This is a genomic window from Photorhabdus aegyptia, assembly GCF_000612035.1.
GTDB classification, from domain to species: Bacteria; Pseudomonadota; Gammaproteobacteria; order Enterobacterales; family Enterobacteriaceae; genus Photorhabdus; species Photorhabdus akhurstii.
On record NZ_JFGV01000026.1, the window covers coordinates 47,782 to 61,323 of the forward strand.

Genomic DNA, 13,542 nt, shown 5'->3' on the forward strand with positions numbered 1-13,542 from the left:
TATCTTTGTCAGTTATTCTACGAGCGTTACACTCCAGGTGATCAAAACATCCTCCGCGACCGATTTTATTCGCTTGATAATTTTCTGGCGTTCTGTTTTGTCGTGACACTGATGAGCCTCTTCAACAAGCTCTGCAAGGTTAGTATGCATCGTGTTAGTAATATCAAAATTAGGTAATGATAGATGTTTGAATACATCCGCAACTTGAATGGATACATTGTGGCTGTTAATCCATTCTTGAACAGTTAATGAATTCAATAATCCGCACAAATAATATGCTGTTTCTTTGTTATCAAAGGACGCAAAGTATACTTTGTGATCTGGAATATAAACACGTTCACCAACAACAGGTACATTCTGAAGGCTTGCAACCGCTGCATAAAACGATGAGGACATTTCTGGCCATATCACTTTCCATGGTTTGAAGGTGTAATCGCCAACATTATAAACAGCATGGTAAGGAGCGCCTTTCATTTGACGACGATAGGTAGAACGTTCCAGTAACAGTCTCTCGAACCCTTTAAACCATGCTAAGGTTTTTTTCATCTTAGGGGAATTCAACTGTACATCCGCACTCTCGTACTCTGCATTTGAAATACCTGTGTTTGGTACGAACGTAAACAGTCTTTGTTCAACATCATCGTAGTCTGGAGCATCAAGTTTCAAGTAACATTCATCAAAATCACTTGCTCCCTTAATTAAAGGATAAAGCATATTGGGCTCTACCCACTGAGTTTTCTGTGGCCCAATGTCTTTCCGTCCAGCCTCCGGGCGGCTTTGAATCTGAACGAGAGCGCCGTTGTTTTGCAAGATTGGAACAAAATAAACTCCGTTAAGATCCGTGGTGATCCCTTTCCGTCCTTTAGTCCATTTACACGGTGATGATAGATATTTAATCGCGTTGAAGCGCCCAGGAGCAAGAATTGCCCACGGAGAACCTTCATCACCAACCGGAAATGCTTCTTTTGTCGTATGAGAAATAGCTTTCAGCACGTCATCAAGAGGTGTGCAGGGCCTAATAGCTTTCCTGTGGCCAAGATTAGCTGACCATACCTTGTAAGCCACGGGGTATTGTACAGAGACGATGGATTTTCGAAACAGAGCAACAGACGTGTGATTGCTTGCATCTTCAAATGGTTTCAATTCCTTCATGTCATCAACAGACAATGGTTGAAGATAAAGAGAATCCTCTCGCTGTGAATCTAATTTAAATGTTCTAAAACCTGCTGACGATGGGTTCTTAAAAAGTGTGCCAGTGATGACAAACGCTAGTTTGCCACCTATATCCAGCCATTTATCGGAGACTGTGTAGGTTATCATGGCAGATATATCAAGTTCATTCCCACCATGACGCCTGGTCTTAGAAAAAATACCATAGTCTTCACACGTTGGTTTAACACGTTCACGATAAAGGTCAGGTAGCTTTGACCATCTAACCCAAGGAGGATTGCCAATAACTAAATCAAATTTACCTGCTGCCGCTGACCAGAAGAAGTTCCTGACAATCCGGAACCAAATACCGTTCCATTGCTTTCTGTGTAGATTTAACACTTGATCATAGGTGTGTCGGAGTGGCTTGTACCAGTTTAATAACTCTTCTTGGGTGACTATACTTGCTGCTATCAGTTTTTGACTGGATTTATCAAACTCTAATCCCTGCACAACGTCTTTGCCCATTCGTTCAAAAACAAAATCGAGACGTTCCCTGTTTAAGGCTAACTCAACAGGCAAGTGAATATTCAGTTTGGCTACCTGACTTCCGATGTTGTATTCAACAATTCTATTTTTTCCAGAGGGGATCTCCGCAGGTGAATAAATGGCATCAGCCATTAGTACAGGAACCTCAATATCCATTCCTGGGCATGCAGCGAGAAGGTCTGCAATTTCCATCAGGAAATTTACACGAGCAGTCTGAACAGCAAGCGGGTTCAAATCAAAACCCCATACACTATCACATAGGTTTTTGATGACCTTAGACACACTCCATCCTTGTATTGCCGCCAGCTCACGCTTTTTACGGATCACCGCCAGTAAGAATGCCCCAGATCCACAGGTAGGATCTAACACACGCTGCTCCAATAATGTGTCGTCAGCAGCTCTCTGAAGCGTAAAATCAACTAACCAATCTGGGGTGTAGAATTCACCAAGGCTCTGCCGGAGTTTGCCAGGAACAAGACCTTGGTATAGATCTCGCAAAACATCCCTTGTCCTAGATAAATGATCAAGCCGATATAACGATAGAACCGAAAGCAACCGCCTCAAGGAAGGTAGTAACGCCGGAACAACCTTGTTTCTAGCAAGGCCAATATACCAGCTAAAAATAGCCTCTTCGACAAAACCGTTAATGCCCGCTTCCCTGAAAATGGCCGATTTCTCGACAGAGTAGTCTAAATAATTAACCAGCTCATCATCATCTTTTTGCGCCGACATACTCTGAGCAGGTTGAGTCGATGATGTTAATCCGTGTGCTGATACAATCTCGGCAGCTAACAGTTTGATGAGAATCGAATTGTAAGTATGAATGACAAATAGCCGTGCGGATGTAGAATCTTCCGGCCAACCATTCCAGATAAATGCAATCTCTTTATTAATAGCCTCTGTTTGTGAAATCGACATATCAGCAACTTGGCCGTACAAAGTTCTCCACTCCTCAAAAAGCATTTTAACTTTGTTGTTGCCTTGCTGTTTTAAGTAGTAAAGCAAACCATCAGACATAGCTTGCATAAATTCACGGGCATTTGCTGACCCATGTCCAAAATCGGCTAATAGGTTCTCAGTTGTTAAGGCTTTTCGCGTATCGGAGACAAAAGCGTCAATCACCAAATCGACCGCATAGGTTGAAAAGGGAATCAAGTGTTGAGTATGAATCTGATCACCATGGACCTGAGCAAAACAAATGTGCTCACCGTCAATAGCTATTCCAATGAAATCAGATTCGGGAATTCCTGTTTTCGTTGACTCACACTGTATATATGGCAGAAGTCGTTCTTCTATGGCATTTTTGAAGCCAGCGCTATCCTTCTTGCCACGAAACAAACCCGGCGCTTTGAATTCAATGATTACGTGATTATAGCTTGAGTCTTTACGCCCGCGCTCAGCATTCAAATGAAATCCAGTAGCATCTTCTATCGCCTTCATCCAAATGTATCGAACTTCCTCTTCACCTTTCCAAGGCTTTAGGCGCTTTTCCTGAATAGCTTCGTATGCCTCTTGGCCCATTACGTACCACCTTATAAACCGGTGTAAAAATTTTCCCAATTATGAACCTGAACAATAATAGCATCAACCGTATAATCCGATTTTAAAAAATTTAACCAGATAAGGCTGACCAATACAGAATGCCGTGTCAACAATTCGGCAAGTTAGGGATCTTCATAACTGATTGACTGGCTGTATTATATCTGATAAAACCAGTATCAAACGTGATTAATTTACGATCAATCGAGATAATAGAATCGACAAAAGGCAAGATTGAGCAGTATCTATCACCCCCCAATTGAAAACGACAATTTTGTCCAAGTGAACAGAGCGTATCTGAAAAAATAGCGCTTCTTGATAAGGGGAAACTCAGTAACCTCAGAAATCCTGATATACCTAATTGAGAATGTAGGACACACAACCAAAGCAAGGAGTATGTAGCGATTTAACTCTGACCGAATATGGAGGTGTTTTGTGTGTCTGTATCGCACAATAAAAAATACTCAAAGAAATACGCAATATTTCAAGCTACTGTTATTGCCTCATTAAGTGAGCAAAAACTTAATTTAAAAAAATCACAACCTCTGTTGTGATTTATATTCAGACTAGTAATTATAAGGTTGGTTTAAGATGATGAAGTGGTGCCGGATTATTTTTGCGATTATTTTGTTTTACTCTCTTTTCGTTGGGATGATGCAAGTATTGTCGATCAATTTTTATGTTTTCCGTGATTACTTTGGATTGTGGGAGATTCCAGCCAAAGTGGCCGCTGTTATAGCATCTCTTTACGTTTTTTGTCTACTTGTTAAGTTTTTGCCTCTTATTATTGCTATTTTTATATGTAGCTTAGTTTTGGTGGTAAATGTATGGCATTGGTCATTATGGGTTTCGGTCCTTATACTTATTTGGCCGGTTATTGTTGTTTTAGCTTATTGCGTACTCACCAAAAGCCTGAAATATAATACATCAGACTTTTAGGAATAAGCAGGTCAGCGAAGAAGAAGTTGCTCGCGTACTTGCACATATGATGGATGATTGAATTTATATATGAAAAATAAAATATTTAGCAAAAGGTGGTTCAAAAATCTTTTTTATGTATTTATTAAAGAATTATTGTAGTCAAATATGCCCGTTATAGCCATTTTTATATGTGGGATTGTATCAGTGTATTTCTTCCCCGATGAATGGTGGATTGCATCTTTAATAGGAAGTATTGTAATTGTCGTTCTATTTCTTGTTCTTACATATTTAAGTGAAAGAAAAAAAAGCTAAGCATATACGCTTAGCTCAGACCGCTGACAAACCTCGTTGAAAATAACGTTTTTTTCTTTGAGACTGTAATTTAAATTGTGTAATTACCATTTTATTTAAACAGATATTAGGTAAATGAGGTTAAATGAAAACCGTAAAACCGGATATTCAAATGTAAAATAAAAAGACTTTAACGAGGTTAAAACCTTTTTATTTAAAAACCACCCTCTGAACAATCAAATCACCCTTGAAAACTGGCGCTGGCGAACCTGTTGGCGCAAATAAATATCAAAACACATACAGATATTACGAATCAGTAACCGGCCTCGCGGCGTTACCCAGATCTGTTTCTCATTCACTTCAACCAGTCCATCTTCAACCAGTGGCGCTAATAATTGCAAATCCTCCGCGAAATAGCGGGTAAAACTCAGTTCATATTGCTGCTCAATATCGATAAAATTTAGACGAAAATTACAGATTAGCGCTTTAATAACATCACGACGAATACAATCATCTTGGGACAGCGTTAAACCACGCCATAAAGCATGCTCCTGTTTTTCTAATTCCGCATAATAGGTTTTTAACTCTTTTTGATTTTGAGAATAGCTATCGCCCAACATACTGATAGCAGAAACTCCCAAGCCTAGCAGGTCACACTCTTCCTGAGTGGTATAACCCTGAAAATTGCGATGTAATTTCCCTTCTCGCTGAGCTACCGCCAGTTCGTCATCCGGGCGAGCAAAATGGTCCATGCCGATAAACTGATAGCCATTGTTTGTCAGCGTTGCGATTGTTTCTTGCAATATATCCAGCTTTTGCTCAGCACTCGGTAAATCATGTTCCTTAATTTTACGTTGAGCGGCAAATAAATTCGGCAAATGAGCATAATTGAAAATACTCATTCTGTCCGGTGATAACGCTAATACTCGCTCCAGAGTGAAAGCAAAACTTTCTGGCGTCTGTTTCGGCAAACCATAGATCAGATCAATGCTGGTGGAATGAAAACCCGTTTCGCGAGCACGGGCAACCAAAGCAAAGATAAACTCTTCATTCTGTTCACGATTCACCAGACGCTGTACTTCTTTATTGAAATCCTGCACCCCCATGCTCAGACGGTTAAAACCTTCACCGCGCAGGTGATCAATCATATCCAGTTCAATTTCACGCGGATCAATTTCAATAGAAATTTCAGCATCGGGCAGAAAATCAAAATGGTGGCGCAACAATCCCGTCAATTTACTGATTTGGTTTTTATTAAGATAAGTTGGCGTACCACCGCCCCAATGCATCTGACTCACTTTACGATCAGAAAACAACTTCGCCCGATCATGAATTTCCCGTTCAAGCCATTGCAAATATTCATCCGCTTTATGCTTTTGACGGGTGACCAATTTATTACAACCGCAGAAATAACAGAGCTTATGGCAAAACGGGATATGGAGGTAGAGAGAAAGCGGTCGTTCAGGGTAACGGGTAGCAGCCTGGATAAATGCCGCATTATCATACTGTTGATTAAATTCCAATGCCGTCGGATATGAAGTGTAACGGGGACCGGAATAATTGTATTTCTGGATCAAAGGCAGATCCCAAACGATGGCTTGCTCAGACATGCTTATTCCTTCCGATGTTTTTGCCCACCAAAACGTAACGCTTTCATATGCTTAATATGTTGCGCTGTTGTGACGCTGCGCAGCCGGGTTTTACGCCGCGATAATCGCCATAGTTTACCCAATAACCATAGCAAATAACATACTATTAGTATGGTTATTAGGGTTAATCCGCCTTTGATCATGGGAGATTAAATTATTTACCTTTCAGCAGTTGCATAATGTCATCCTGCCGCTCTTCTTCGTTCTCTTCCTCATCCAGTTGAATCCCCAACTCTTCCATCAGAGCGTCAATTCGATCTAGCGTGGTATCAATATAGTCATGCTCTTCTTTAGACAGACTTTCGCCATTTTCCAGACGTTCCAGCAATGCATCCAGACGATCGTCATTTTCCAACATGGCTAATTCTTGCTGTGGCGACAAACGTGGTTTTGTCTCAACTTTATTAGCAACGACAGGTTTTGTCGGTTGTTCCCCAACAATCAGCGGAACAGGTACTTTACTGCCAAGACGTGGATCACGTTGCTGCTTACCTGACTGATGTTTATCACCACTTTGCTCCTGATAGCGATTACCGGGCGAATTGCCACGATGTTTTTTCTCACGCTTACGTGCACGCCCTTCCGCATTTAATTCTTCGCGACTTTTTCTTTTCTGTTTACCAGCAGATGCTTTGGCTGGTGCTTTTTTCTTTAACGAGTTCATAGCCTGTTACTCAATTTGGTTTATCAGGGTATTGCTGCGCCGGAATCTAACAGAAACCGCACGTATAGAAAAGCGCCGCGAATAGCTCTTTATCTTTAAAAAAATATAGCCAAAATCTCTTATCATTCATGCATGGTTTAATCACCAACGAATATCCTATTAATCTTAACCTTCAATAAATGATCAATCGATATGCCTATTTTTGATACTTCTTGTTATAAATCCGTTTACTTGTGGGTAGTTAGTTATGCTTTGTTATGGATGATAGTGAGTTATTCATTCGATCCAACCGTGCCTTATGATGCCGTCGAAGCATTGAATTGGGGGAAAAACGGCGAATGGGGTTCACCTAAAAATCCGTGGTTAGTTGGTGTAATGATGCTGCCTGCTATCCATATAAGCGGTGTTTCATTGAGTTTTTACTGGTATTTCATTCACTTTACCGCTATCGCGATTGGCATGCTCGGTGTATGGCACCTGGCATTTCGGCTGACAGGGAAAAAAGAGCTGGCATGGCTCGCCATGCTGACATTGAACCTGTCCGGTATTATTAACTTCGATATCATCCCATATAACGATAATTATCTGCTAATTATGCTCTGGCCGTGGATTATGTTGTTCTTTCTGCGAGCCGTGTATGACAATCCACATTGGTGGCTGGCATTTGCTCTCAGTTCCGGGCTGGCGACAATGGGAAAATATTCCACATTGGCATTGGTTGGCTCGGTTTTTCTGTTGACGCTATTTGTACCTAAAGTTCGCCAATGTTACCGCCAACCCGCGCTTTATATCGCCTTGGTTATCTGGTTTATGCTGGTCCTGCCTAACTTCTGGTGGTTGTGGCACAATGATTTTGCCGCATTCAAATGGGTAGATTCACAAATAGATAGCGGATTTAATCTACATACCACCCGATCGCTATTATCAGTATTTTATCCACTGATTATCGTTGGCATTATTATTTACCAGCTTGGCGGCCGTATTAGCTGGCCGAAGGAACAACCGAACCGACTGGTAAACATGGTTATTCTATTGCCATTACTGATTATCTACTGCTGGTTCTCATTCAATAAAGGCGGAAGAATGACAGAATGGCTGCACCCCTTTATGTCTGTTTCATCAGCGCTGTTGGTTGGTTCTATTACCCGTTTTCCACAGAAACCACTACGCAATACCCTGAGAGGGCTGATTGTCGTCGCAATATTGATTGCGATGGGATATGTGTTGATTATGGCAACCAATATTCGCGGTGCGGGCCATAAATTCGAAGGCATCAAAGACTTTTCCCGGCAACTGGAACAACACTGGCATCAACTCTATCCAACTCCGCTCCATTATGTCGGAGGTGAATACTTACATCAGTGGCTGACTGTCTACGCCCCAAGTCAGCCAGAAACGATCCAACCTTGGACGTTAGAAGAACAGGCGCCGAATATCTACAACCGCCATGTTAAGGAAAGCGATATTGCACGTGACGGCGCTATTCTGGTAGGCGCAAAGGGAAAAACCTGCGAGCAAGAAGATTTTCACAGTGTTTTGCAAGACTGGTCAAAATTAAGAATAAATAGTAAGGAAGAATTCCTTTTCCAGCCCGAACCTGAAACTAAGCCAACAATAGTCTGTGTAGGTTTTGTGTCACCGGAAAAATATCAGTAGTTTTCTCTGCAAATTGAAAGCCTGATCTTAACAGGCTTTCAACTTTTCATGCGCTATTAGCCAACAGGCCGACTAACTTAGCATCATCCTGCGTAATGGCTTGTACATTATCGTTACGTAGCGCAGCAAAGGCCAGAGATGTGTCGTCATAAGAGATCACTTTGGCTGTCGGATAATGCTCGCGCTGATACTGCACGACTGCCAGGTTGGAAACGCAATACTATTACACGGAAGTTAAAAGAACTCGGGTTGGAGTAAGGAGATGATATCTCCATCCCTGTCGCCACTTTTCGGAATTTAATATATCAGATTCCCCATTAGCAGGATTAAATAACCGATCTCGATCACATTTTATACTATCTCTTCCAGACAAGAGAATAATACCACATTAGAATAGTTTAATTATGTTATTATTAAACTATCAAGATTATCTATGGGAAGCCGTTTTCTTTATCACCGAAGCCTAACAGGGCTTATGCTGCTAGCAATCTCTGAACTAGCCCATGCTTCAACACCGATCAACCCTGCGGCTCAAGAAGCGATCACGCAACAACAAAAAGCATTGCTGCAACAGGCCCAACAGCAACGGGAAACGCTGCGCAACAGCATCACCTTATCTCCATTACCCGATGTGGCGCCGAGTACAGCAGAATCTATCTGCCACACCATTCACCGGATTGAATTTGACGGCGCAAAAAGCCTGCCTCGATCAGTCAAACAGCACTTAACCCACCCTTATTTATCCCACTGCTTATCTTTGCAGGACATTAATGCATTGGTGCGAAAAACCACTCATGCATATATTGAACGGGGTTATGTCACTTCCCGGGCCGAACTCAGCGCACAGGATTTATCCTCCGGCGTTCTTATTATTACGGTCAATGAAGGCAAAGTTGAATCAGTCAGCCTGGACGGTGAAACACCTCTCTCGTTGAAAATGGCTTTTCCGAGCATAGTGGGTAAAACGCTTAACCTGCGAGATATTGAACAAGGCATGGAGCGTTTAAACCGCCTGCCGTCTCAACAAGTGACCATTGATATTCAGCCGGGAAAACAATCGGGTTATTCCGCAGTTATTTTAAAACGAACATCGATTCGCTTACCCATTAGTGCCAGTTTGGGAGCGGATAATAGTGGTCAAAAAAGTACCGGCGTCGGGCAAATCAATACCAGCGTGAATCTGGATAATCCATTACACCTTGCAGACCAGTGGTCATTATCTGCCAGCCACAACAGTGACTTCCGCAATAGCCATCAAAGCCGCAGCCTCTCCACCAATGTGACGGTTCCTTATGGTTACTGGTTATTCAGTTATCAATATGCATGGAATGATTCTTTTCAAAATATCCCGACGGGTTCACAAACCTATCGCTACACAGGTGACAGCCAGACTCACCGGCTGGCAGTAAACCGGACGCTATATCGTGATGGAAAACAGAAACTGGCATTGGATATGGGGCTGACACGCCGTCGGACCACCAATTTACTGGCAGAAGAAACATTATCCATCAGCAGCCCGACACTGAGCATCATCAATCTTGGCGTTAATTACAGCACCGTGCTGGCGGGGAGCTATGTCACTTTTAACCCGACAGTGAGCCACGGTTTACCAGCATTTGGCGCCACCAAAGATGATCCACGTTTTCCAGATGCGCCACGTAGTCAATTTCGCAAATTCAGTCTGAGCGCCAGCTATTTCATGCCGGTCACAGACTCCGTTTATTACCTCTCATCGATTTACGGCCAGACCACGCCAGACAACCTTTACGCCAGCGAACGTCTCTCGCTGGGCGGGCAATATTCCGTTCGGGGATTCAAAGAGCAATATCTCACCGGCAACCGCGGCGGATATTGGCGCAACGAGCTGAACTGGCGGGTATCAGAGCTTCCTATCCCAGGCGAACTCGCTTTAACCGGAGCGCTGGATACCGGCTGGCTACAGAAAAAAACCGGACAAATCGAGGGCGGCAATGTCACCGGCGCGGCTCTGGGCTTATCACTGACTCACCCGGGATTCAACCAGACCATCACTATTGGGAAACCCCTCATTCACCCTGATCACCTAAAACCGGATCACTGGGTCACTTATTGGTCAATATCACTCACTTTGTAACACTTAAATTAAGAAAAAGGGAAAATACGATGAATAAACGCAACAACTCGGTGGCGAGAGTCACGAGTTATCTTTTAATTTACCTTACCGCAATTCAGCCGCTACACCCGGCGATTGCCGCGGGAATAACACCGGACAATAACCATACTCAGGTACAAAACCAAGGCAATATCCCGGTTGTCAATATTGCCACGCCGAATAATGCGGGGATATCCCACAACACCTATAAAGAGTTCAATGTCGCCACTCAAGGCGCCGTTCTCAATAACGCCACGCAAGCGGCTAAATCACAACTGGCGGGGCAACTTAACGCTAACCCTAATCTGCATGGAAAAGCGGCGGAACTGATTATCAATGAAGTGACCGGCAACGGACGATCTAACCTGCAAGGCCAGTTGGAGATTTTTGGCAATAAAGCCAATGTGATGATTGCTAACCCTAATGGCATTACTTGTGATGGCTGTGGTTTTATTAATACTTCAAGCGCAACACTGACCACGGGTAAACCCCAATTTGATAAACAAGGTGCACTTGAAGCCCTGAAAGTAACAAAAGGCCAAATCATCATTGGTGGCAAAGGGTTAGATGGCAAGGCGACGGATTATGTCGATATTATCAGCCGGGCAACTGAATTAAATGGAAAAATTCAGGCCAATAACCTGTCTCTGACACAAGGCGCTAACCGAATCAGCTTAAAAGATGGCACAGTTAAACCTGTCGCTGGAGAAGGCACTAAACCACAATTAGCCATTGACACCAAAGCGTTAGGCGGCATGTACGCCAATAAAATCCGACTGGTTGCCACTGAAGATGGCATTGGCGTTAATCTGAAAGAGTTAACCAGTAATCAGCGTGATATTACTTTAAATGCCAATGGCAAAATTGAATTGGGAAATATTAACGCTAAAACAGACCTGAATATTGTTGGCAAAGAGACACATATTGCGCCCAATATTAAAGTACAAGCGGGACGGGATATTATCCTAGAAAATACCACACTGGATAATAAAGGCAGCGTGACTGCGGCCCGGGATATGAGAATATTTGGCGATACTGTGCGTAATAGCGGCAATAAAGCGTTACTACAAGCCAACAATAATATGTGGTTACAGAAGGACGCTCAAGGAAATAAAAGTAATCTGATTGAGAATAAGTCTGCGGCGATAAAGACGGTAAAGGGAGATTTAGTTATCAGGACCCAAAAACTTAATAATACACGCGATGTTTTTATTGTTAAAAATAATGAGTTAACGCCAGATTCAACAGATAAAAACCTGATTATTAATGAAACGGAAACCTGTGATTTTGGAGACCCGGTTATTCATGAGGCTGAATTAATCACTCCACTTCCTGATAAATGGTTTGGACGTGTTGATTTTGGCAAAGATAATACTACAGATGGGGGAATTCATATAAATCACGCCAGAAATGAAACCATCATTTCTGACAGCAAGCAACCTGGAGTGATAGCATCTGGAAAGAACATTTATATCAACAGTGATGAGCTATTGAATTTTGTCAGTAAGATGAGTGCCGGTAAAGATATTTTCTTGACAGGAATTAATTTTATTAATGAAAGCAAAATAACCGGCATGCTAAATAATTATATTGTATATACTGAGAAGGATACCAAAGGTAATGTATCTTCCCGTGGCGACGTATATATTAGAACATACTTTGACAGATCAGGAAACGTTAAAACATGGGAGGATAAAAGCAATATTATTGAACCAGCCAGTGTTGTTGCTGCCGGTAATCTTGTCGCTGATTTTAAAGATAATATTAATATTCGCACACCACTGCCATATGACATCAATGAAATGTCCCAAATCACTGTTGCAGGCGGTTATGATACGTTATCTGCTAAAAATATTGTCTTAAACTCAGGGAAAATCAACAGCAATAATATTATTAAAGCTAATAACGATATCACTATTTTAGCAACTGACGCTGTTACATTAAACACCGGGGAAGTTATTTCTGGTGGTGATGTATCTATGAGCGCCGCTAATAATATTGATGTATTGCAGAGTAAAATCAAGGGAAAAAACATTACTGTTATCAGCCGTAATGCTGATTTGAAATTACAAAGCAATGAGACTGCCGGATATTTCAATCATGATGGCAATCGAATAATCAGCAGCATTGAAGCAACAGGTGATTTATTGCTAAACGCAGGTAATAATATTATTCTGCGGGATATATTTTTAACTAAAAGCAATAATATTACCTTAACGGCAAATAATGACATTACCATTGATAATAACAATGCAGTACTGTTATCACATAAACGAATTGGCAGTATTATCGCTTACATTAAAGAGCAGGAACTTTTTAATCACATGTTATCTAAAGTGGGTAAGCTGGATGCAAAAAGTTCTATTGTGATTAATGCCGGTGGAAATTTATCGGCTAAGAGTATTCGTTTCTCCGCAGAAAAAGATATCAGTTTAACTTCTGCAAAAAGTATTGATCTGGCTCCCCGTGAATTATCTCCTTCACTGAGTAAATTATTCCCTTCATCACGTTCAGGAGAATTAAGCAGCCGATTAACCGCAGGAAATAATATCAGTGTCATCAGCGGTACAGATATTAATGGAAAGGCGGTTCAGATACAGGCAAACGGTAACGCATTATTATCTTCTGGAAGGAATATCACACTCCTGCCCCTGCTTTACTCTGCTATTACTTACAATGACGATGACAGACCTGAGCATTATGATGAACATAAAGATGACAGAAATTATGGCGCACAAATCCGTGGTACTAAAAAGCTGACACTGGCTGCCAATGGAGCCATTACCACTGTGGGTTCAAAGCTACTTTCTGATGGTGACATAACGATTACTTCTGGTGGTGATATACGTTTTGAGTCGGCTCGGAATCACTTCTACAAAGATCGCGCTGATTATTTCAAAGATAACAGCATCACAGAAACTTATACTCAACAAAGTACTGAATTAAACAGTGGTGGTGTGTTAACCGTCCTTTCAAACGGCAGTATTCTTTTT

General features: G+C 41.9%; 6 protein-coding genes and 1 pseudogene. 3 read left to right on the forward strand and 4 right to left on the reverse strand.

Translation table 11 applies throughout. The features are described 5' to 3' along the window. Positions 1-12 precede the first annotated feature (12 nt). From BA1DRAFT_RS10055 to yihI, 3 genes are all read right to left on the reverse strand, one after another. Entirely contained in the window at positions 13-3,219 is a 3,207-nt protein-coding gene (locus tag BA1DRAFT_RS10055; protein ID WP_036778449.1) for an Eco57I restriction-modification methylase domain-containing protein, read from the reverse strand. 1,466 nt (positions 3,220-4,685) lie between these two features. Continuing rightward, positions 4,686-6,059 (reverse strand): oxygen-independent coproporphyrinogen III oxidase, encoded by a 1,374-nt coding sequence (gene hemN, locus BA1DRAFT_RS10065; RefSeq protein WP_036778453.1) that lies wholly within the window; start codon positions 6,057-6,059, stop codon positions 4,686-4,688. Positions 6,060-6,252: 193 nt separating this feature from the next. After that, on the reverse strand, positions 6,253-6,762 hold the full coding sequence (gene yihI / locus BA1DRAFT_RS10075; protein WP_036778455.1) for a Der GTPase-activating protein YihI: 510 nt from the start codon (positions 6,760-6,762) through the stop codon (positions 6,253-6,255). Between the two features lie 192 nt (positions 6,763-6,954). Between yihI and BA1DRAFT_RS10080 the strand changes: the two genes are divergently transcribed. Beyond that, positions 6,955-8,418 carry an ArnT family glycosyltransferase gene (locus BA1DRAFT_RS10080; RefSeq protein WP_036778456.1) on the forward strand — a complete coding sequence of 488 codons (1,464 nt, stop codon included), beginning with the start codon at positions 6,955-6,957 and terminating at the stop codon, positions 8,416-8,418. A 55-nt stretch (positions 8,419-8,473) separates the two neighbouring features. Here the strand turns inward: BA1DRAFT_RS10080 and BA1DRAFT_RS23080 are convergent. Next, positions 8,474-8,602: pseudogene (locus BA1DRAFT_RS23080) on the reverse strand (amino acid ABC transporter substrate-binding protein); the annotation flags it as partial. Positions 8,603-8,851: 249 nt separating this feature from the next. Here BA1DRAFT_RS23080 and BA1DRAFT_RS10085 point away from each other — a divergent pair. Together BA1DRAFT_RS10085 and BA1DRAFT_RS10090 are read left to right on the forward strand one after the other, a co-directional pair. After that, entirely contained in the window at positions 8,852-10,531 is a 1,680-nt protein-coding gene (locus BA1DRAFT_RS10085; protein WP_036778459.1) for a ShlB/FhaC/HecB family hemolysin secretion/activation protein, read from the forward strand. A 29-nt stretch (positions 10,532-10,560) separates the two neighbouring features. Further along, on the forward strand, positions 10,561-13,542 hold a 2,982-nt coding region (locus BA1DRAFT_RS10090), incomplete at its 3' end, for a filamentous hemagglutinin N-terminal domain-containing protein (protein WP_036778460.1).

What these genes read in the sequence shown, in the direction of transcription:
- BA1DRAFT_RS10085 (WP_036778459.1), top strand. Translation starts at nt 8,852, where the DNA reads ATGGGAAGCCGTTTTCTTTATCACCGAAGCCTAACAGGGCTTATGCTG.
- yihI (WP_036778455.1), bottom strand. Translation starts at nt 6,762, where the DNA reads ATGAACTCGTTAAAGAAAAAAGCACCAGCCAAAGCATCTGCTGGTAAA.
- BA1DRAFT_RS10055 (WP_036778449.1), bottom strand. Translation starts at nt 3,219, where the DNA reads ATGGGCCAAGAGGCATACGAAGCTATTCAGGAAAAGCGCCTAAAGCCT.
- BA1DRAFT_RS10080 (WP_036778456.1), top strand. Translation starts at nt 6,955, where the DNA reads ATGCCTATTTTTGATACTTCTTGTTATAAATCCGTTTACTTGTGGGTA.
- hemN (WP_036778453.1), bottom strand. Translation starts at nt 6,059, where the DNA reads ATGTCTGAGCAAGCCATCGTTTGGGATCTGCCTTTGATCCAGAAATAC.